We start from the raw sequence: 20,143 nt of genomic DNA, 5'->3' as shown, positions 1-20,143 counted from the left end.
CCGGTGGAGCGCTCGCAATCGCCCCGGCGGGCGGCGCGCCGGGCGTCCCCCGCGGTGCGCCCGGAGTCACTACGGTCGGGCTCCATGACCACGACCGCGGTGGCGGCGTCGACCGGTGACGAGGCTCCCGCGCGTCGCCGGCTGCGCGGTCCCGTGCCGCGGGAGGACGCCGCCCGCAACGTCCGGCTGGTGGCCGTCGCCTTCGGGGTCACCGTGGTGGTCACCCGCCTCTACCTGGCACTCACCGGCTATCCCCAGATCGGCGGGGCGACCTATCACCTCGCCCACGCCCTCTGGGGCGGGCTGCTCCTGCTGCTCGGCGGCCTCGCCGCCCTGATGTGGAGCAACCGCTGGGTGCCGACGGCCACCGCGGTCCTCGTCGGCGTCGGCTCCGGGCTCTTCGTCGACGAGGTCGGGAAGTTCATCACCCGCCGGAACGACTACTTCACGCCGCTGGCGGCCCCGATCATCTACGTCGTCTTCCTGGGGGTGCTCGGGCTGGCGACGGTGACGCGCCACGCCCGCCTCGACCGGCCCCGGGCGCTCGCCTACTCGGTGGCCGTCCGGTCGAAGGACCTCGCCGACGGCGCCCTGCGCCCGCACGACCGTGCCGCGCTGCTCCGCGACCTCGCGGCGCTGGAGGCCGACACGTCACGTCCCGACCTCGTCGCCTACGCCGCGGCGCTGCGCCCGGTCGTCGAGGCCGCCCCGCTCGAGGAGGCGCCGAGCCGGTCCCGCGCCGGGATCGCGGGCCTCGCCCGGGCCGAGGCGGCGCTCGTCCCGCGCTGGCTGCACCGGATCCTGCTCGCCGCGGGCTCGGCGCTGCTCGGCCTGCTCTCGCTGGTCGGCCTCGTCGTGCTCATCGCGCTGTGGAGCAGCGACCCGGACACGCAGATCGTCCTCGACGACCAGGTGGTGCCGCCGGGCACGCGACCGCCGATGCTCGTCGTCGCCTCGGCGGGCGAGGCGGTCGTCGGCGTCCTGCTGCTGGTCGCGGCGGTGGCTCTGGTGATCGGGCGCGATCGGGCGGGCGTCCGGCTCTGCCGGATCGGGCTCGTCGTGGCGCTCGCCGGCGTCAACGTCGCGCTGGGCTACCTCGACGCCGAGCTCGTGGTGGTCGCCGTCGTGGCCGAGCTGGCCCTGCTGGTCGTCGCCACGCGCTACCGGGCGCGCTTCCTGGACTGACCGGGAGTCAGCGGCGCGGCGGGATGTCGATCGACGGCAGACCCGCCACGTCGGCGAGCCCGAGCATGTGGAGCAGCTCGCGGCAGTCGTCGGCGTCGATGGCACGTCCGGCGATCACCGGCACGGCGCGGCGGCGGGCCAGGTGGTGCGCGGCGACCTCGGCCTCGTGGCTCTTGAGGATGCGCTCGGGAGGGACATCACCGTCGACGTTCGGACCGACTGACGCCATGGGAGCTCCGACCACCAGGAGGGGAACGGGGCTCGCCGGGTGCCGGGGCCAACTCCGCAGGTGACCTCAGCCTACGCGAATCCCACGACACGGCGTAGCGTCGGCGAGGTCCGGTACCTGCTCCGCCGGGCTGTCCCTCTCGCGTCCGGAGCCACTCCAGCCGCTCGAGAAGGGCACGCCATGGGCACTCACGAGGCCTCGGTCATCGAGGATCCCACCGACCAGGTCCTGGACGAGACGAGCGGACCCTCCTGCTCCGCCTGCCCGCACACGTGGTCGGGGCACGACGCGCTCGGCCGCCGGTTCTGCGCGGCCACCCAGGACCACGGCTGGGACCGGGGCTGCATCTGCCGCTGACCGGCGGACCTCCGGTGGGATCCCGGCGGGGATGATCCCGGAGTGCGCGCCACGCTGATCGCCACGACGTCGGCGATGGTGATGCTCGTGCTGGACTCCAGCATCGTCGGGGTCCTGCTGCCGAGCATCCGCGCCGATCTGGACGTCGGGCCGGCGACGCAGGCCTGGATCGTCGGGATCTACCTCGCCGTGCTGGCCGTCCTGCTGCCCCTGGGCGGTCGGCTCTGCGACGCGCTCGGCGCCGCCCGGGCGTTCTCGATCGGCATGGCCGCCTTCACGGTCGCTTCGGCCGGGATCGGGTTCTCGGGATCGGGCCCGGAGATCCTCGCCTGGCGGGGGGTCGCCGGCGCCGCGGCGGCCCTGTTGATGCCGGCGGGGCTCGCGGTGCTCGCGGAGGTCTACCCCGACGATCGGCGGGCCGGGGCGCTCGCCGTCTACACAGGGGTCGGTCAGGGCTTCGCGACGGTCGGCCCGCTCGTCGGCGGGCTGTGCGCGGAGTTCGTGGGGTGGCGCTGGGGGTTCCTCGTCAACGTGCCGGTCGGCATCGCGGGGCTGGTCCTGCTCGCCCGCGCGCGTCCCGTGACGCCGCGTCACCCGGGACGCGCCCTGCTGGACCTCGGGCTCTTCCGCCGCCCCGCGTTCGGGGGCGCGTCGGTGGTGCTGTTCGCGCTCGGGTTCGGCATGACGGTCGCGACGGTCTACGGCGCCGCCGCCCTGCAGGAGACGCTGTCGCTGCCCCCGGCGGCCGCGGGCGCCGCCGTGCTCCCGCTGGTGGTGCCGCTGCTGGTGGCGACGCGGTGGGCGGGGCGGAACGGACCGCGCGTCGGTCCCCGCGTGCTCGGCGTCTCCGGGACGCTGGCCCTGGCCGCCGGTCTCGTCGGCGCCGGTGCGGGGATCGTGCTCGGCCAGGTCGTCGTCGTGTGCGTGGCGCTGGTGCCCGCGGGGCTCGGGATCGGCCTGCTGCTCGGGCCGATGACGAACACCGCGCTCTCCGCCGCGCCCGTCGACCGGCGCGGGCAGGCCTCGGGCCTGGTGTCCACGGTCCGTCAGGTCGGTGGCGTCGCCGGAGTCGGTGCGGTCGGCGCGCTGGCGTCGACGTGGCCCGTGACGGCGGAGGGCGGAGCGGGGGCCGTGCCGATCGCCCTCGGGTTCGCCGTCTCGGCGGTGGTCGTCCTGACCTCCGCCGCGGTGGCGGCGCGCAGCTTCCCGTCGCTCGTCGGCCGGGCCCGGCCCGCGGCCTGATCAGACCCCGGTCGGCTCGTCGGGGACCGGCCCGATGCGCCCGGCGCCGTCGGCGACGTGCAGGTCGGCGATCGCCAGCATGTCCTCGTCGGTGAGCGCGAAGTCGAAGAGGGCGTGGTTCCCCGCGATGCGCTCGGGGCTGTCGGACTTGGGGATCACGACCGTGCCCTGCTGCAGGTGCCAGCGCAGCACGACCTGGGCGGGTGTGCGACCGAGCCGCTCGGCGACGGCCACGAGGGTCGGCTCGTCGAGGACGGTGCCGCGCCCGAGCGGGCTCCACGCCTCGGTGGTGATGCCCAGCGCGGCGTGCAGGGCGCGCAGCTCGTGCTGCTGCAGGTGCGGGTGCAGCTCGATCTGGTTGACGGCGGGCACGGTGCCGCCGAGGTCGAGCAGGCGCCGCAGGTGGCCCGGGCGGAAGTTGGAGACGCCGATCCCCCGGGTGCGGCCCTCGGCGAGCAGCTGCTCCATCCCGTCCCAGGTCTGCACGGACTCGGCGAGCACGTCCGCCGGCCAGTGCACGAGGTGGAGGTCGACGAAGTCCAGGCCGAGCCGCTCCAGGCTGCCGGCGGCGCAGTCCCGGGCGTGCGCGCACCCCTCGTGGCCGCGCCACACCTTGGTGGTGACGAACAGCTCGTCGCGCGGGATGCCCGACGCGGCGATCGCGCGGCCGACGCCCTCCTCGTTCCCGTAGACCGCGGCGGTGTCGATGCTGCGGTAGCCCTGCTCGAGGGCCTCGGAGACCGACGCCTCGGCGTCGCGGGCCTCCGAGACCCCGAAGCCGAGCTGGGGCATGCGCAGGCCGTTGTTCAGGACGACGGTGGTGTCCGGCGCGAGGAGTGTCGGGGCCATGGTCGTGGTCAACGCCCCGGGGGGTGGGGCACCTTCCGCGTCGTGACGACCCCGACACGACGTCAGCACCGAGATCGGGTGGCCGGTGTTCACGACCGCGCCCGCGTCGGGAGCTCGGCGAAGACGTCGGCCACCCAGTCGGCCACGAAGGTGCTCACGTGCGGCAGGTGGTCGAGCCCGATGTGCTCGGTCGCGCCCTCCTCGGGGGTGAACACGCGCAGCTCGCGCCGGGGGCTGTTCACCGCCTGCTCGTAGGAGCGGTGGGCGTAGTCGAGCGGGATCTGCCGGTCGTTCTCGCCGTGGGCGATGAGGAACGGGACGGTGATGTGCTCGACGACGCCGTCGAGGTGCACGCCGTCGGCGAACTCGATGAACGTCGCGAGGTCGTCGTGTCCCCACACCCAGAGCACGTGCTCCCAGTAGTGCGGCACCGGCCGCTCGCCCTCGCGCTCGAGGCGCCGGCGCTGCACTGCGCCCCAGTTGTGGTTGGCGCCCCAGGCGACGCAGAGGGCGAGGCGCTTCTCGAACGCGGCGGCGCGCGGGGCGAAGTAGCCGCCGAGCGACCAGCCGACGATCCCGATCCGGTCGGCGTCGACGTCGTCGCGGGCCTCGAGGAAGTCGACGGCCGCGCCGGCCCAGACCTCGGTGTCGATCCGCGCGGTCAGGCCCTGCAGGCGCAGCGCCTCGCCGGTGCCGGGCTGGTCGAGCATCAGGCAGGAGATGCCACGGGCGGCGAGCTCGGCCCAGTGCCCGGAGCTGTACATGTGCTCCTTGGCCGAGTCGAGCCCGTTCACCAGGATGATCACCGGCGCGGGGCCCGCGTCGGTCGCCGGGGCCGCGCTGAAGTAGGCCGGCAGCGTGGTGCCCTGGTAGGGGATCGCGACGCGGGTGATGCGCGTGTCCTGCAGGTCGAAGGCCTTCTGCGCCAGCTCGAGCACGCGGCGGTAGGTGGGGACCCGGTTCTCGTCGGAGTGGGCGAGCATGCGCTCGGCCTGGCACAGGTAGTTGGTGGCGCGGGAGTAGAGCTGCCCGGCCGTGCGGGTGTGCCCGGCCTTCTCGGCCTCCTCGGCCTGGCCGACGAGCTGGTCGGTCAGCGCGGTCCAGGCGCGCAGGAAGTCCGGCGTACCGGCGTCCTCGCCCTGGGCCGCGGCCTCCTTGATGGGGCGGCACGCGCGGTCGACCTCGTCGATGAGCCCGCCGCTGTTGAGGGTGGCGACGACGCCCAGGTTCCAGACGTAGTTGCCGGGGAAGTACTCGAACACTTCGGGGTCCTCTCGGGATTCGGGGTCAGCGCTGCCCGTCGGAGATCGACGTGACGCCGCCGTGAGCGGTGGCCGTCGTCTGCGTAGCCCTATCGGCGTGCTCGTCTCGATGGACACTCAACGTCTGCGACGCCACGCCGCTGACACTCGTCATGACCCGACCGGCGCAGTGGACGGGCGCGTGCGGGGTCGCGGGCGGGCGGCGGGGACCGGGATCGGCTCGACGCCCGGGACGACGCGGTTGGCGATCGTGCCCAGGCCCTCGACGGTCAGGGTGACGACGTCGCCGGGGCGCAGGGGCGGGAGCTCCTCGCGCGAGGTGCCGCGGCCCCAGAGCTCGGCGAGGCATCCGCCGTTGCCGCAGGTGCCCGAGCCCAGGACGTCGCCGGGGCGCACGAGGGTGCCGCGGGACGCGTAGGCGATCAGGTCCTCGAACGGCCAGCCCATGTTCGAGAGCAGGTCGCGGCCGACGACGCGGCCGTTGACCTCGGCGGTCATGGCGAGGGCGAGGAAGCCGTCGGCGTCGCGGTACGGCTCGAGCTCGTCGGCCGTGACCAGCCAGGGGCCGAGCGTCGTCGCGGTGTCCTTGCCCTTGGCCGGGCCCAGGCTGACCTTCATCTCGCGGGCCTGGAGGTCGCGCGCCGACCAGTCGTTGAAGATCGTGTAGCCCGCGATGTGCTCACGCGCCCGCTCCGGGGCGAGGTGGCGGCCCTCGCGGCCGATCACCGCGGCCACCTCGAGCTCGAAGTCGAGCACCGAGCTCCCCGGCGGGACCGGGACGTCGTCGTGCGGCCCGATCACCGCGTAGGGGTTGGTGAAGTAGAACGTCGGCGCCTCGTACCACTCGGGCACGACGCCGCCCACGCCGTCGATCGACTTCCGGACGCCCTCGACGTGCTCCTCGAACGCGACGAAGTCGCGCACCGTCGGCGGCTCGAGCGGCGCCAGGAGGCGCACGTCGGCGAGCGCGACCGGGCGGGAGCGCAGCGCGTCCCTTCCGGCCGCCGTCAGGTCGCCGGAGCGCAGCAGGTCGAGCACGGTGACGGGGCGGCCGAGCAGGTGCACCCCGTCGCCCTCGACGACGCCCACGCGCACGACGCCGTCGTGGCGCACCGAAGCGATTCTCATGAGTTCCTGGCCATCATCAGACCGGGGGCGCGACGAAGACGCCGCGGTCGGGGTCGTTGAACGACTTCTTCGCGACGAACTCGCTCATCGGGTTCGCGGTGCCCCACTGGTCGGAGACCATCGGGTCGGTGAAGTCGTGCAGGCTCGGGTGCCAGGTGTCCTCGTCGAGGTTCTCCAGCTCCGTCGTGTACTCGACGGTGTTGCCCTGGGGGTCGAGGAAGTAGGAGAACGTGTTGTTCCCGGCCATGTGGCGCCCGGGACCCCACACCTTCTCGACCCCGGCGCGCAGCAGCCGGCCGGTGCCGCGCATGTACTCGTCGATGCCGCGCAGCTCGAACGACGCGTGGTGCAGCGAGACGTGCGGGCAGCGCGCGATCGCGAGCGAGTGGTGCTGGGGGTTGCAGCGCAGGAACCACATCATCTCGCCCATGTGCGGCGAGTAGAGGGTGTCGGAGAGCTTGAAGTCGAGGTGGCGGTCGTACCAGGCCACGAGCGCCTCGGGCTGCGGCGAGTTGATGACGACGTGGGAGAGCTTCACCGGCACCGACTCGCCCTCCTCGACCCGGCGGTGCTGCCGGACCGCGACGTCCGAGGACACCTCGACGGTGCGGCCCTCGAGGTCGAAGAACCGGAACCCGTAGCCGCCGCCCGGGGTCTGGAGCTTGTCGGGGGTGCTGACGAGGGTGACGCCCTCGCGTCCGAGCTTCTCGGCCAGGGCGTCGACGTCGGCGGCCGACTCGGCGCCGAACGCGATGAGGTCGACGCGCTTCTCGGCGTCGGCGCGCAGGCGCACCTGGTACTGCTCCGGCGAGCCCTCGGCGGCGAGGAACGCGATGCCGGTGTCGGTGGTCTCCGGGGAGAGCTTCCACAGGTCGGTGTAGAAGGCGAGCTGGCGGTCGAAGTCGGGCACACCGAGATCGACGTGCCGGAGGTGGGTGATGAGGCGGTCCATCGTGCTTCCTCTCAGGGGCGCTGCGAGAGCAGCGCGGCGGTGCGGCCCATGAGGCCGGGGACGTCGGCAGCCCCGCCCTTCTCAGGGGGAGGGACGTGGTCGAGCAGCCACCGCGACAGCTGCACGGAGTTCTCGACGACGGTGCGGGCGCGGGGGAGACGGCGGTCGGTGAAGGCGTCGAGCACGGCGCCGTCGAGGCGGTCGGCGTCCAGCAGCACCTCGGCGAGCACGGCGGCGTCCTCGAGGGCCTGGGCGGCGCCCTGGGCGAGGGTGGGCGGGCAGGAGTGCGCGGCGTCGCCGATCAGCACGACGCGCCCGCGGTGCCACGGTCCGTCGAGGACGTGCCACGCGAACCAGGTGTAGTTGACGCGGGTGGCGTCGGTCATCAGAGCCCGGATGTCGTCCCACGGGCCGTGGTACTGCGCGGCGAGCTCGCGCATCACCTCGAGCTGCTCCTCGGGCGAGAGCCCGGACCGGTCCTGCGCGTCCTCGACGAGGTAGGCGTAGATGCTGTCCTCGCCCGTCGGGCAGTACCCCGCGATGTAGCAGGCGCCGTGGTAGTAGAGGTCGGTCCGCTCGAGGCCGGCGGGACGGGGCGTGAACACCCGCCAGATGCCCATCCCGAGCGGGGCGACGTCCACCTCGATCCCGATCAGCGACCGCACGTGCGACCGGACGCCGTCGGCGCCGACGACCAGGTCGTAGCGCCCGGTGCTGCCGTCGGAGAACGCGACGTCGACGCCGTCGTCGTCCTGGGCGAGGGTCTCGACGGTGGTGCCGAAGCGCAGCTTCGCGCCGACCTCCTGGGCACGGGCGACGAGCACGCGCGCCAGGTCCGCGCGCCGGGCGCCGACGGTGGCGGGGAGATCCGGCCCGCCGGTCTTCGCGTCCGGCATCTCGACGAGCACCGTGCCGTCGGGCGCGCGCAATCCGAGGGTGTCGAAGCCGTACCCGACCGCGGCGACGTGGTCGTACACGCCCAGATCGCGCAACACGCGCAGCGCATTGCCCTGCAGCGTGATGCCCGAGCCCACCGCCGTGACGTCGTTCTTGACCTCGACGAGGTCGACGGCGACGCCGGCGCGAGCGAGCTGGATGGCCGTGGCGCAGCCGGCGGCACCGCCGCCGACCACGAGCACGGATCGGACCGCAGCCATGAGGTCCTCCTACTTGACGGCGAGCGGGTTGAGGGGGGAGCCGACGGCTCCGGTGATGCGCAGGGGTGCGGCGGTGAGCCAGAAGTCGTAGACGCGATCGGCAGCGCAGTCCGCGGCCAGCGCCTCGAGGTCCCACATCTCGCCGATGAACAGCCCGAGGTGCGGGATCGCGATCTGGTGCAGGGGCTGGAAGGCGACGTCGAACTCGTTGGGCCGGACCTCGAAGCCCCAGGTGTCGGTGGCGATCGCGGCGATCTCGGTGTCGTGCAGCCAGTCGGCGGTGGTGAACGACAGGCCCGGTGCGGGGCCGCCGGCGTAGGTGCCCCAGCCCTCGCGGCGGGTGCGCGCGTACTGGCCGGTGCGTACGCAGACGATGTCGCCGCGCCCGACCGTGACGCCCTGGGCGGCGATGGTCCGCTCGAGGTGCTCGGTGGTGATCGCGAAGCCGTCGGGCAGCTCGCCGGCGCCCGCGCCCGTGGTGGGGCCGAGGGCGCGGCCGACGTCGAGCAGCACCGCGCGCCCGGCGAGGCGGTCGGCGGCGGTCTCGATGCCGGTGACGCGATCGCCCGCGCTGGTGACGACGTCCGCGGCGGCGCGACCGTTCCAGGCGTGGCCGTGGTCGAAGATGTGCCCGAGCCCGTCCCACTGGGTCGAGCACTGCAGCGGCATGGCGATGACGTCGTCGGCGCCGCCGAGCCCGTGCGGGAACTCGCCGTCGAGGGCCTCGCGGCCGGTGTCGAGCATCGTGTGCACGGGGTTGGTGCGCCGCCGCCACCCACGCTGCGGCCCGTCCATGTCGAACGGCTGCGACAGCGAGAACGCCGCGCCCCGCCGGACGAGCCGGGCGCCCTCCACGCGCTTGGCGTCGTCGAGCAGGTTCAGGGTGCCCAGGACGTCGTCGGCACCCCAGCGGCCCCAGTTCGAGACGCGGGCGACGGTGGCGGCGATGGCGTCCTCGGGTTTCGCCGGGTCGAGGCCCGCCGCGAGGATGGCGCGGGTGTCGCCGCCGGTCGGATCGGTCGGCACTGCTGGTCCCTCCCGAGGACTCGTGTGTGTTGCCTCACCGTGCGGCAGCCGAGCACTATCGGGGAACACGAACCTGGCGATGCGGGGTATGGCGATTTCCGATGGGCGAGCGGTGAGGGCGCGGCGCAGCGTCGCGCTGCAGAACCTCGACCTGAACCTGCTCGTCTCCCTCGACGCGCTGCTCCGCGAGCGGTCGGTCACCCGGGCGGCGGCCGGGCTCGGGCTGAGCCAGCCCACCCTGAGCACGGCCCTGTCGCGGCTGCGGCGCCACTTCGACGACGAGCTCCTGACCCGCGTCGGCAACAGCTACGAGCTCACGCCGCTGGCGACCGACCTCGTCGAGCGCGTCACCGGCGCCGTGGGCGTCCTCGAGCGGGTCTTCGCCGGTCAGCCCGAGTTCGACCCGGCCGTCTCCGACCGCGAGTTCACCGTCGTCGTCTCCGACTACGCGGCCACGGTGCTGGGCGGGCCCCTGAGCGAGCTGCTCGCCGCGGAGGCTCCGTCGGTGTGCCTCCGGTTCCAGCAGATGCGCACCGAGACCGTCGACGCCGCACCCGAGAGCCTCCGCGCGGTCGACGGCCTGCTGCTGCCGCACGGCTACCTCACCGACCTGCCCCACCAGGACCTCTACGACGACCAGTGGGTCTGCATGGTCGGCGCCGGGAACGAGGTCGTGGGGGACACGTTCACCCTCGAGCACCTGCACACGCTGCCGATGGCCGTCACCTACCGCGAGCCCACCCGGTTCACCCCCGCGGTCAAGCAGCTCCACATGGTCGGCATCGAGCCCCGGGTCGTGGCGGTCTCGGAGAGCTTCCTCGCCCTGCCGTTCCTCGTGGCCGGCACCGACCGCTTCGCGCTCGTCCAGCAGCGCCTCGCGGCCCGGCTCGCCGCCGCCGCGGACGTCCGGATCCTGGCGTGCCCCTTCCCGGTGACGCCGCTGGTCGAGGCGCTGTGGTGGCACCCGGTCTACGAGCGCGACACCGGCCACCAGTGGCTGCGCACCGTCTTCGGCCGCGTCCGTGACCGGCTGCGACGAGAGTCGGTGTGACGCGCGTATCGGCAGCCCCGATACCCGCCATCAGCTCTTCGGGCTTCCTCGCGCCCTGAGAGCGCCGTCACCCTGACGGCCACCGCAACCCGCCGACCAGCACGAACGGTCGTGTCACCTCAGGGCCGAGGAGCCAACCACCCATGACCACCAGTCCCACCACGCCGCCCGTCCGGGGGGCCGCCGCCACCGCGGGCGACGCGGTCGTCGACCCCGCCACGGGCCGTCCGGCCGGCCGCGCGCAGCTGATCCTGCTGCTCGCGGCGAGCTGCATGTCCGTGCTCGGCGCGGTCCTCATCGCTCCGGTCCTGCCGCAGATCCAGGCCGAGTTCGCCGCGGTGGCGGGCGTCGAGGTGCTCGTCCCGATCGTGCTCACCGTGCCCGCGCTGATCATCGGCCTGATGGCACCGTTCGCGGGCGCGATCGCCGACCGCTTCGACCGCAAGCGCCTGCTGCTCGTCGCGATGGTCGGCTACACGATCTTCGGCACGGCACCGCTGTACCTCGGCTCGCTCGGCGCGATCCTCGGTAGCCGGGTCCTGGTCGGCGTCTGCGAGGCCGCGATCATGACCTGCGCGACGACGCTGATCGGCGACTACTGGTCGGGCGAGCAGCGCAGCCGTTACCTCGGGCTGCAGACGCTGGTCGCGACCCTCTCCGCGACGGTGTTCCTCGGGCTCGGCGGGGCGCTCGGGGCCGCCGGCTGGCGCACGCCGTTCTGGCTGTACCTCGCCGCGATCCTGCTCGTCGTCCCCATGGCGCGCTTCCTCTGGCAGCCGGCCCGTCCCACCGCCGAGGCCCGGACCGGCGCCCGGCTCGCGGGCGTGCCGTGGCGGCTGCTGGCCGCGCCGTGCCTGGTGACGCTGTTCGGTGGGGCCGTCTTCTACGCCCTGATCGTCGAGCTCTCCTTCGTCCTCAACGGCCTCGGGGTCGTCTCCACCGCCGTGATCGGCGGCATCAGCGCCGTCATGTCGCTGGCGACGGCCGCCGGCGCCATCGTGTTCGGCCGGGTCTCCCGGCTCTCGCCCCGGGTCCTGCTGCCGACCGCGTTCGGCCTGTCCGCCGTCGGCCTGGTGGTCGTCTTCGCCACGACCTCCCTCGTCGTCGTCACCCTCGGCGCCGTGATCACCGGCTTCGGCACCGGCATGCTGCTGCCGACCCTGCTGACCTGGGCGGTCAACCGGCTCTCCTTCGAGCAGCGCGGCCGCGGTACCGGGTTGTGGACCGGGTCGCTGTTCCTCGGCGAGTTCCTCGCCCCGCTGGTCATCGCGGGCATCGGGGTCGGCGTCGGCGGCCTCCAGCCGGCCCTCGCCGTGCTCGGCGTCGCCGCCGCCGTCATGGCCGTGGTGACGTGGCTGGCCCTGCGGGGTCGCGACGAGCCGCTCAACACCGGCCACCTCTAGTCCCGGCCTCTAGTGTCGGGGCGTGAGCACGCGGGGGCAGGTGGCCCTGCCCGGTGGGCGCTTCGCCATGGGCGACCACTTCGGTGAGGGCTACGTCGACGACGGCGAGCACCCCGTGCACGAGGTCACCCTCGCGCCCTTCGGGCTCGACGCCACCGCGGTCACCAACGCCGCGTTCGCGACGTTCGTCAAGGACACCTCCTACGTCACCGACGCGGAGCGCTGGGGGTCGTCGGCGGTGTTCCACCTGGCCTTCCAGGGGGACCGCGCCGACGTCCTGACCAGCGTCGACGGCGCCGGGTGGTGGCTCGGGGTGCGCGGCGCCTGCTGGCGGCGTCCGGAGGGGCCGGGCTCGTCGGTGGGCGACCGCGCGAACCACCCGGTGGTGCACGTGTCCTGGGACGACGCGCAGGCCTACTGCGCGTGGGCGGGCAAGCGGCTACCGACCGAGGCGGAGTGGGAGTACGCCGCGCGCGGCGGGCTCGAGGGCGCCCGCTTCCCCTGGGGCGACGAGCTCCGGCCCCGCGGGCGGTGGCCGCTGAACATCTGGCAGGGCCGCTTCCCCACCCACAACACCGAGGAGGACGGCTACCTGACGACCGCCCCCGTCAAGACCTTCCGGCCCAACGGGCACGGGCTCTGGCAGATGGTGGGCAACGTCTGGGAGTGGTGCGCCGACTGGTTCTCCCCGGACACCTACCGGGTGTCGCCCCCCGCCGACCCGGTCGGGCCGGCGGAGGGCGTGAGCCGGGTGATGCGCGGCGGCTCGTACCTCTGCCACGACTCGTACTGCTACCGGTTCCGGGTGGCGGCGCGGTCGTCGAACACCCCCGAGTCCAGCTCGGGCAACCTCGGGTTCCGCTGCGCCACCTGACCTCCTACTGGGCGGCCATCACCCGCCGGTAGAGCCCCCCGTCCTCGGAGGTCCCCTCCTCGTCGCCGGCGTCGCCGAGCTCGATCCGCACCGTGTGCACGGTCCCGGTGAACGCGTTGCCGACCACCGGGTAGTCGGTGCCCACCGGCGTCCCCAGGTCGACGCCGACGTCGAAGGTCTCGTCGAACGAGAAGTAGTACGGGATGGTGGCGTCCACCGTGCCGTGGGCGACCTTCACGTCGTCCACGGTGAGCACGACGGTGCCGCCGCGGCCGAGGCCGCCGCCGTCGTACCGGAAGTCCATCCGGACCTCGTGGCGCCCGGCGGGCATCGGGTCCTCGGCGCGCAGGACGTGGCTGGTGGTGCCGAAGTAGTTGTAGACGTAGCAGGCGCGCCCGCCGAGGCAGTAGAGCGCCCAGCCCCCGAAGCGCCCGCCCTGGGCGACGATCACCCCGTCGGTCAGCGTTCCGTCGGTGTCGACGTCGGCGACCACGGTGTGGGAGCGGTTCTTGACGTTGGGCGTCGTCTCCTCGATCAGCCGGCGGGTGCGCCCGTGGTAGGTCACCGAGCGGCGGTCGCCGAGCAGGTCGAGCCGCCCCGCGATCCTCGGGTTCTCCCGTTCGGTGACGCGGTTGTCCAGCGGGAAGACCTGGTACTTCGCCGCCTCGATCAGGAAGAGCTCGCGCAGGGAGGCGAGCTTCTCGGGGTGGCGGTCGGCGAGGTCGTGGGCCTGGCTCCAGTCGGTGGTGGTGTCGTAGAGCTCCCACACGTCGTCCCGGAACGACTTTCCGGCCTCGGGCACCATCTCCCAGGGGACGCCGTGACGGGTCACCGCGGTCCAGCCCTCGTGGTAGATGCCGCGGTTGCCGCACATCTCGAAGTACTGGGTCCGGCGGCGGTCGGGCGCCGCGGCGTCGTCGAACGTGTACCGCATGCTCGTGCCCTCGATGGGCTTCTGCGTGACCCCGTCCACCGAGATCGGGGCGGGGACGCCCGCGCACTCGAGGACGGTCGGGAGCACGTCGATGACGTGGTGGAACTGGTGGCGCAGGCCGCCGGCGTCGGTGATGCCCCGGGGCCAGTGGATCACCAGCCCGTCGCGGGTACCGCCGAAGTGCGACGCCACCTGCTTGGTCCACTGGTAGGGGGTGTTCTGCGCCAGCGCCCAGCCCACCGGGGCGATCGGGTAGCTCGTGACGCCGCCGATCTCGTCGATGCGCCCGATCATCTCGGCGGGGTCGTCGACGAGGCCGTGCCCGAGGCGGTGCTCGTTGAGCGTTCCCTCGAGGCCGCCCTCGCCCGAGGCGCCGTTGTCGCCGATCAGGTAGACGATCACCGTGTTGTCGAGCTCGCCGAGCTCGTCCAGCTCGTCGACGAACCGCCCGAGCTGGGCGTCGGCGTGCTCGGTGAACCCGGCGAAGGTCTCCATGAACCGCGCCCCCAGCGCGCGCTGGTCGTCGCTGAGCTCGTCCCAGTGCGGCACCTCCGCGGCCCACGGGGCGAGCTCGGCGTCCGGCGGGACCACCCCGAGCTCCTTCTGCCGGGCCAGCGTCAGCTCGCGCTGCCGGTCCCAGCCGTGGTCGAACCGCCCGCGGTAGCGGTCCCGCCACTCCGGGCGGACGTGCAGCGGCGCGTGCGACGCCCCGAAGGCGAGGTAGGTGAAGAAGGGCCGGTCCGGGGTCAGGGTGCGCTGGGTGCGCACCCAGTCGACGGCGTGGTCGACGAGGTCCTCGGAGAGGTGGTAGCCCTCCTCCGGTCGCCGCGTGGGCTCGACCGGCGTCGTGCCCTGGTAGAGCAGGGGGTACCAGTGGTTCATCTCGCAGGCCATGAAGCCGTAGAAGTGGTCGAAGCCCTCGCCGGTGGGCCAGCGGTCGAACGGTCCGACCGGGCTGATCTCCGACGGCGGGGTCTGGTGCCACTTGCCGAACGCGGCCGTCGAGTACCCGTTGCCCTGCAGGGTCCGGGCCATCGTCGCCGCGCTGCGCGGGCGGAAGCCGGAGTACCCGGGGGCCGACGTGGCCATCTCGGTGGTGCCGCCCATGCCGACCGAGTGGTGGTTGCGGCCGGTCATCAGGGCCTGGCGCGTCGGCGAGCACAGCGCGGTCACGTGGAAGCGGGTGTAGCGCAGCCCGTCGGCGGCCAGCCGATCGGCCGTCGGCATGTCGCAAGGTCCGCCGAAGGCGCTGGAACTGCCGAACCCCAGATCGTCGAGGACCACGACCACGACATTCGGGGCTCCCTCGGGCGCGGCCGTCGGACGGACCGGCTCGAAGGGTTCGGATTGTTCGTCGATCCCGAGGGCGGTGACCACCCCGGCCGGCTGCTCCGGCTCGGGCAGGACGTGACGGCCACCGTTGAACCTGCTCATCCCGGCTCCACGATCCCTTCTGTCGATGGTGAACCGCCCGCGGCTGGACGGCCCGGTCGGTTTAGCACAGGCAAGAATCGCCAGCAAGGAATGGCGGCCGGCATCGCACCTCGACCATTCCCGTCCATCGTCGAGAATTGGTGGGACGTGGAGGGATGCCATTCTCGAGAACGCGTCCCCGGAATCGGTGGGTTGGCCCGTCGTGGATCGGGCACCCAGGAAGGACCATGCCGAACCCGGACGCATTGGGCACCGCCGCCCTCGCCTGCTGGCCCGACACCCTGCAGGTCAGTACGTCGGCCCAGGGGAGCCACGTCCGACTGCTCCGCCGGCGTCTCGCGCAGTGGCTCGGCGGTGACCACCTCGACGCGGACCTGATCGAGGACCTGGTCCTGGCCACGTCGGAGGCGCTCGAGAACTGCTGCGACCACGCCTACACCCGTGGTGACGTGGCCGGCACCATGACGCTCACCGCGTCCCACGCGGACGACCGGCTGGTCATCACCGTCGCCGACGACGGGTCCTGGCAGCTCGAGGGCGCCGAGACCGGCCACCGGGGCCGGGGTCTCACCATGATGCGGCAGCTGGTCGACGACGTCGCCATCGAGGCCGGTCCGGGGGGCACCAGCCTCGCCCTGACCCGCTACCTCTGACTCACGCCGTGGGGGAGCGGAAGCCCCCGACCGCGCTGGACCGGACCTTCTCCGGTCGTTGCGACGGCGGGGTCGACGCCGTGACCTCCCGGGCGACCGAGGGCAGCAGGCGCTCGTGCGCCGTGACCGACCAGTCCACCATCAGCAGGGTGGCGTCGTCCTGCAGCAACCCGCCCTGGTGGTCGAGGACCGCGGCGGCGAGCCTCCTCAGGGTCTCGGGCGCCGAGACCTCGTCGAGCTCCGCGCGCTCGCTGAGGTCGACCAGCCGGCGCTCGCCGAAGAACCGTCCGTCGGCGCCGCGCGCCTCGGTGATGCCGTCGGAGTAGAAGACCACGCGGTCGCCGGGCTCGAGCCACTCCACGGCCTCCTCCACCGGGGCGGCGTGCTCGCCGACCCCCAGCGGTGGTCGCGGGGTCGCCCCGAACGCGTCGACGAGGTGCCCGTGACGCAGCAGCAGGGGGTGGGGGTGCCCGGCGACGAGGTAGCGCAGCTCGCCGGTGCGCAGGTCCAGCCGGGCCAGGATCGCCGTGACGAACCGCGGGAGCACCCCGGCCGCCTGCATCTGGACGTCGGCCTCGAGGGCCAGTGCCGCGAGGTCGGTGACGCCCCGGCGGCGGGCGTTGCGGATCGCGCTGACGGCCAGGGCGGTCGCGCTGCCCGCGGCGAGGTCGTGCCCGACGCCGTCGAACACCGCGACGTAGGCGGTGTCGAGGTCCACGACGTAGTCGTAGCCGTCGCCCGCGACGCGGTCGTAGGGCTCGAGCAGCGCCGTGACGCAGACGTTGTCGGTGGCGAAGGTGCGCGGTGGGACCAGCTGCCAGAGGAGCTCGGCGGCCACCGTCAGCGGTCGGGGGGCGCGGAGCCGGCGGATGCGGTCGCTGTAGGGCAGCTTGGCGATCGCGATGTGCCCCATCAGCCCGGACAGGGTCCAGCACCGGCGGCGGAACTCGAGGTCGTCGACCACCTCGGGACCGAGCTCCAGGCTCACCACCCCGGCGCGCTCCGTGCCGTCGAGCATCGGCACCCACAGCATCCGGCGGCCGTCGTCGCCGAAGCCGGCGACGAACTCGCCGTACTGGTACGCGCGTCCGGCGAGGGTCCCCTCCACCGACTGCGGCGGCGGGGGGTCCACCCGCACCGAGGTGAGCACCCGCTGGCCGAGGTCGATCAGCAGCACATCGGCGTGGAGCCCGAGGGGCCGGACGGCCTCGTCGAGCATGGCCGACAGGCCCTCGCCGACGACGAGGTGGGACCGATCGGTCAGCGTCGTGAAGACATCGCCCCACGTCGCTCGGCTCGTCACGTCGAGGACCCTACGGCGCTCCGCCCGGTCGCCCGTCGGGGTCACGGCCTTCGGGGTCACACCCGGTCGGACACACCCTCCCTCCGTGCCCGCTCGTAGGGCTCGGCCGTCGGCGTGGGCCGCTGCGCCCAGCCCGAGCCCGACCAGCGCGCGACCCAGGGGTGCGCCGCGATGGTCGGGAGGAGCCCGATCCACGTCGTGGTCATGCGCTCCCAGGTGCTGGGGCCGTCGGGCTGGGCCTCGGCGAGGTAGTGGTGCCCGACGACGGTGCTGAGCAGCATGGTGCTGACCGCGGCAGGGTCGGTGTCGGCGGTGAGCAGCCCGTCGGCACGGGCCCGCGCGAGCAGGACCTCGCTCTCGGCGCGCCAGCCCTCCACCCACTTGTGCCGGTCGGCCTGCATGCCCGGGTCCTCGCGCATCACGCGCACCCCGCCCTGGACGACCGGGTCGTGCATGAGGCGGCCGATCTGCGCGTCGTACACGACGAGCAGGGTCTGCAGGGGATCGAGGCGCCGGGCCGCGATGCGCCCGGCGAGGTCCGCCCACGAGGCGTGCACCTCGTCCACGACCGCCCAGCCGAGGGCGCTCTTGGAGCCGAAGTGGAAGAACAGCGCGCCCTTGGTGCGGCCGCAGTCCTCGACCACCTGGACCAGCGACGTCGCGTGGTAACCCTGGGACGCGAAGCGGCGGGCGGCCGCCAGGATGAGCTCGTGCCGCGTGGTCCCCGCCCTGGCCTGGAGGCCCGCCGTGGCGGTTCGGTCCGACCAGCGGGGGATCGGGAGCGTGAACCACGGCTGCGTGGACTCCACGAGAGGATGCTGGCAGGTCGGCGCGGCTCCGCACCAGCCGCCGCGACGCCCTGCTCCGGGGACGATCGGTGACGAAAGGGATGATCGACGTGCTTCTTCGCGGGGTGGACCACATCGCGTGCCTGACCCACGACCCGGCGCGGCTCGGGGAGTTCTACGCGGCGGTGTTCGACGCCGAGATCGGGCCGACCCGGACGCACGGCCAGGAGGGCGAGGAGACCATGACGGTGATGCGGATCGGGCCGCACACCGAGCTCAACGTCTTCACCGTGCCGAGCAGCGACGAGGCCGACCGGCAGACGCCCATGTGGCACCGCGGCCGCCTGGACCACTTCGGGCTGCACGCCGCGTCCTACCCGGCGTTCGCGACCATCCGTGAGCGGCTGATCGCCCGGGGTGCCTCCGACGGCACGGTCAACGACTTCGGCGGCGCCTTCAGCATGTTCTTCCGCGATCCCGACGGGCTCGAGGGCGAGGTGCTCGTGCCGAAGGCCGACGACGGGTCGCACCCCGTCGCCTGACCCGAGGTCACCGTCGGTGCTTCCGACCTGCCCGGATCGTCCCTATGCTCACCTGTTGGAACGAGTCGTCGGTGACTGGGCGTCACAAGGGCGTGTGCCTCTCGGGAGGGAGCGGGCATGACCCTCGTCCTGGAGTCCACCGCCCACCCACCGGGCGATCGGGCCGAGCTGGTGCAGGAGGTGATCGCCCGCAGCGGCGTCCGCCGCCGGGTGGAGATGAAGGCCCCGGCCGAGTCCGTGGACGTCCGCGCCGACGCCTGGCAGCTCGGCGCCACCGGCGTCCTGCGCACCGTGGGCACGGCGTTGACGCTCACCCGCACGGCGCGCGACGTGCGCCGCGACGCCCCCGAGCTCGTCGGGATCGCGCTGGCGCGCAGCGGGTGCACGTACTCGGCGCACGGCACCGACCAGCGGCTGGGCCGCGACGGCGTGGTGCTCGTCGACTTCACCAGCCCGTACGCGTTCTCCCACGCCGGGGCGCGCATGAGCTCGATCGTCGCGCACATCTCCCACGACGACCTCGGCCTGGGCGTCGACGTCGTGCGGGCCGCCGTCCCCCGACTGGCCCGCAGCGAGCTGCTGCCACTGGTCCGGGCGCATCTCGTGCACATGTCGGGTGCGATCGACGAGCTCGCGGCGAGCCCCGTCGTGGCCGCGGACCTGGGTACGGCGACGGCCGCCCTCACGCGGGCCCTGGTCGTCTCCGCCGTCGGGCACCGGGAACGGGAGGTCCTGGGGGAGACGCTGCGCACGCGGGTGGTCGCCCACGTCCGGGCCCACCTGGCCGATCGCGACCTCACGCCGGCGCGCGTCGCGGCGGCGCACCACGTCTCGCTCCGCACGCTCTACACCGTGTGGGGCGACCAGGAGGAGACCCTCGCCGCCTGGATCCTGCGCGAGCGGCTGGAACGCGTGCGCCGGGAGCTGACGTTCCTGCCACTCGACGTCACGATCTTCGCGGTGGCGCGCCGGTGGGGGTTCGTCGACGCCGGCCACTTCGGCCGGCGGTTCCGCAGCGCCTACGGGCTCACGCCGTCGGAGTGGGTGCGCCGGTCCCGTCCCGCCACTGCCGGGGCGTGACCCCGAACGCCTCCCGGAAGCGCCGTGAGAAGAAGCTCGGGTTGTCGAAGCCCCAGGTGCAGGCCACGGTGGCGATCGAGTGGTGGCGACGGCCGGGGGCCGCGAGGTCGGTCCGGGCGCCCTCGAGCCGTCGTTCGATGATCGACCGCTCGGGGCCGACGCCGCGATCCTCGAAGACCCTGTAGAGCGCGCGGACCGAGATGCCGTTCTCCGCCGCGATCTCCGCGGGGGCGAGGTCGGGGTCGCGGAGGTGGGTGCGCACGTAGGCGTCGACCCGGTCCGCGGTCGACGCCGGCGCCGCCGCGTCGAGCGCCCGGGCCTGCTCGACGGCGGAGAGGACGAGGGCGCGCACCAGCCGCACCGAGGCGCGGCCGAGGTCGGCGGCGGCGCTGTCGGAGAGCGTCCGTGCGTGGGCGGTCACGCGGACGACGTGGTCCCGGACGAGGGGGTAGAGCGGGCTGGACCGCAGCTCGGGGGCCGCCGCTCGGACGACCTCCAGGGGCAGGCCGAGCGCGTCGAGGTCGAGGTGGAGGGCGTCCCCGGGGCGGCTGTCGACGGCCGGCGCAGACGGGTCGACGAGGACGAGGGCGCACGACGCCGGGTCGCCGGTGGGCAGGACCAGCGCGATCTCCGGGGCGTTTGTCGCCCGCTCGGGAACGAGCACGGGTGCTCCCCGATGTCGTGGTTCGTCCCG

Annotated in this window: 20 protein-coding genes; 9 read left to right on the top strand and 11 right to left on the bottom strand. The window is 73.6% G+C overall.

Features of this window, described 5'->3' with window-relative positions:
- The first annotated feature begins 84 nt into the window (after positions 1-84).
- Positions 85-1,185 (top strand): hypothetical protein, encoded by a 1,101-nt coding sequence (locus ACQPYN_RS24485; RefSeq protein ID WP_433028777.1) that lies wholly within the window; start codon positions 85-87, stop codon positions 1,183-1,185.
- 7 nt (positions 1,186-1,192) lie between these two features.
- On the opposite strand, the gene ACQPYN_RS24480 is transcribed toward ACQPYN_RS24485, so the two are convergent.
- A complete protein-coding gene (locus tag ACQPYN_RS24480; protein ID WP_274198113.1) occupies positions 1,193-1,414 on the bottom strand; it encodes a hypothetical protein in 222 nt (73 codons plus the stop codon).
- Between the two features lie 180 nt (positions 1,415-1,594).
- On the opposite strand from ACQPYN_RS24480, the gene ACQPYN_RS24475 reads away from it, so the two are divergent.
- Both ACQPYN_RS24475 and ACQPYN_RS24470 read left to right on the top strand, forming a co-directional pair.
- Positions 1,595-1,771 carry an RGCVC family protein gene (locus ACQPYN_RS24475; RefSeq protein ID WP_433028774.1) on the top strand — a complete coding sequence of 59 codons (177 nt, stop codon included), beginning with the start codon at positions 1,595-1,597 and terminating at the stop codon, positions 1,769-1,771.
- Positions 1,772-1,813: 42 nt separating this feature from the next.
- The gene (locus ACQPYN_RS24470) at positions 1,814-3,013 is read left to right on the top strand and encodes an MFS transporter (protein ID WP_433028772.1); all 1,200 of its coding nucleotides are present in this window, start codon (positions 1,814-1,816) and stop codon (positions 3,011-3,013) included.
- On the opposite strand, the gene ACQPYN_RS24465 is transcribed toward ACQPYN_RS24470, so the two are convergent.
- From ACQPYN_RS24465 to ACQPYN_RS24440, 6 genes are all read right to left on the bottom strand, one after another.
- Positions 3,014-3,862, bottom strand: a complete 849-nt coding sequence (locus ACQPYN_RS24465) for an aldo/keto reductase (RefSeq protein WP_433028770.1) — start codon at positions 3,860-3,862, stop codon at positions 3,014-3,016.
- An 89-nt stretch (positions 3,863-3,951) separates the two neighbouring features.
- Positions 3,952-5,124, bottom strand: a complete 1,173-nt coding sequence (locus ACQPYN_RS24460; RefSeq protein ID WP_433028768.1) for an alpha/beta hydrolase family protein — start codon at positions 5,122-5,124, stop codon at positions 3,952-3,954.
- A 150-nt stretch (positions 5,125-5,274) separates the two neighbouring features.
- Positions 5,275-6,252 carry a fumarylacetoacetate hydrolase family protein gene (locus ACQPYN_RS24455; RefSeq protein ID WP_433028766.1) on the bottom strand — a complete coding sequence of 326 codons (978 nt, stop codon included), beginning with the start codon at positions 6,250-6,252 and terminating at the stop codon, positions 5,275-5,277.
- Positions 6,253-6,268: 16 nt separating this feature from the next.
- Positions 6,269-7,204, bottom strand: coding sequence for a VOC family protein (locus tag ACQPYN_RS24450; RefSeq protein WP_328305648.1), 936 nt, complete (start codon positions 7,202-7,204; stop codon positions 6,269-6,271).
- A gap of 11 nt (positions 7,205-7,215) precedes the next feature.
- A complete protein-coding gene (locus tag ACQPYN_RS24445; protein ID WP_433028763.1) occupies positions 7,216-8,361 on the bottom strand; it encodes an FAD-dependent monooxygenase in 1,146 nt (381 codons plus the stop codon).
- Between the two features lie 9 nt (positions 8,362-8,370).
- Positions 8,371-9,387, bottom strand: a complete 1,017-nt coding sequence (locus ACQPYN_RS24440; protein ID WP_433028761.1) for a cyclase family protein — start codon at positions 9,385-9,387, stop codon at positions 8,371-8,373.
- An 88-nt stretch (positions 9,388-9,475) separates the two neighbouring features.
- On the opposite strand from ACQPYN_RS24440, the gene ACQPYN_RS24435 reads away from it, so the two are divergent.
- The 3 genes from ACQPYN_RS24435 (at position 9,476) to ACQPYN_RS24425 (ending at position 12,715) form a co-directional block, all read left to right on the top strand.
- Positions 9,476-10,438 carry a LysR family transcriptional regulator gene (locus ACQPYN_RS24435; protein WP_433028759.1) on the top strand — a complete coding sequence of 321 codons (963 nt, stop codon included), beginning with the start codon at positions 9,476-9,478 and terminating at the stop codon, positions 10,436-10,438.
- Between the two features lie 143 nt (positions 10,439-10,581).
- Positions 10,582-11,841: an MFS transporter gene (locus ACQPYN_RS24430; protein WP_433028757.1), complete on the top strand. Its 1,260-nt coding sequence runs from the start codon at positions 10,582-10,584 to the stop codon at positions 11,839-11,841.
- A gap of 22 nt (positions 11,842-11,863) precedes the next feature.
- Positions 11,864-12,715: a formylglycine-generating enzyme family protein gene (locus ACQPYN_RS24425; RefSeq protein WP_433028755.1), complete on the top strand. Its 852-nt coding sequence runs from the start codon at positions 11,864-11,866 to the stop codon at positions 12,713-12,715.
- Positions 12,716-12,719: 4 nt separating this feature from the next.
- Here the strand turns inward: ACQPYN_RS24425 and ACQPYN_RS24420 are convergent, their stop codons facing one another.
- Complete coding sequence (locus ACQPYN_RS24420; protein ID WP_433028753.1) at positions 12,720-15,083, bottom strand: arylsulfatase; 2,364 nt, start codon at positions 15,081-15,083, stop codon at positions 12,720-12,722.
- Positions 15,084-15,310: 227 nt separating this feature from the next.
- On the opposite strand from ACQPYN_RS24420, the gene ACQPYN_RS24415 reads away from it, so the two are divergent.
- The gene (locus ACQPYN_RS24415) at positions 15,311-15,736 is read left to right on the top strand and encodes an ATP-binding protein (protein WP_433028751.1); all 426 of its coding nucleotides are present in this window, start codon (positions 15,311-15,313) and stop codon (positions 15,734-15,736) included.
- A gap of 1 nt (position 15,737) precedes the next feature.
- Here the strand turns inward: ACQPYN_RS24415 and ACQPYN_RS24410 are convergent, their stop codons facing one another.
- Both ACQPYN_RS24410 and ACQPYN_RS24405 read right to left on the bottom strand, forming a co-directional pair.
- On the bottom strand, positions 15,738-17,039 hold the full coding sequence (locus tag ACQPYN_RS24410) for a PP2C family protein-serine/threonine phosphatase (RefSeq protein WP_433028749.1): 1,302 nt from the start codon (positions 17,037-17,039) through the stop codon (positions 15,738-15,740).
- A 56-nt stretch (positions 17,040-17,095) separates the two neighbouring features.
- Positions 17,096-17,848: a TetR family transcriptional regulator gene (locus tag ACQPYN_RS24405; RefSeq protein WP_433028747.1), complete on the bottom strand. Its 753-nt coding sequence runs from the start codon at positions 17,846-17,848 to the stop codon at positions 17,096-17,098.
- 68 nt (positions 17,849-17,916) lie between these two features.
- Here ACQPYN_RS24405 and ACQPYN_RS24400 point away from each other — a divergent pair, with 68 nt between their 5' ends.
- Together ACQPYN_RS24400 and ACQPYN_RS24395 are read left to right on the top strand one after the other, a co-directional pair.
- The gene (locus ACQPYN_RS24400; protein ID WP_433028745.1) at positions 17,917-18,369 is read left to right on the top strand and encodes a VOC family protein; all 453 of its coding nucleotides are present in this window, start codon (positions 17,917-17,919) and stop codon (positions 18,367-18,369) included.
- Between the two features lie 117 nt (positions 18,370-18,486).
- The gene (locus ACQPYN_RS24395) at positions 18,487-19,449 is read left to right on the top strand and encodes a helix-turn-helix domain-containing protein (protein WP_433028743.1); all 963 of its coding nucleotides are present in this window, start codon (positions 18,487-18,489) and stop codon (positions 19,447-19,449) included.
- Here ACQPYN_RS24395 and ACQPYN_RS24390 read toward each other — a convergent pair.
- Complete coding sequence (locus ACQPYN_RS24390) at positions 19,397-20,113, bottom strand: helix-turn-helix domain-containing protein (protein WP_433028741.1); 717 nt, start codon at positions 20,111-20,113, stop codon at positions 19,397-19,399. The genes ACQPYN_RS24395 and ACQPYN_RS24390 overlap by 53 nt on opposite strands.
- Positions 20,114-20,143: the final 30 nt, after the last annotated feature.

Source organism: Actinomycetospora sp. CA-053990, assembly GCF_050948445.1.
Classification (GTDB): domain Bacteria; phylum Actinomycetota; class Actinomycetes; order Mycobacteriales; family Pseudonocardiaceae; genus Actinomycetospora; species Actinomycetospora callitridis.
Note: the sequence above shows the minus strand (reverse complement) of the source record. Positions and strands in the feature narration are given on the sequence as shown.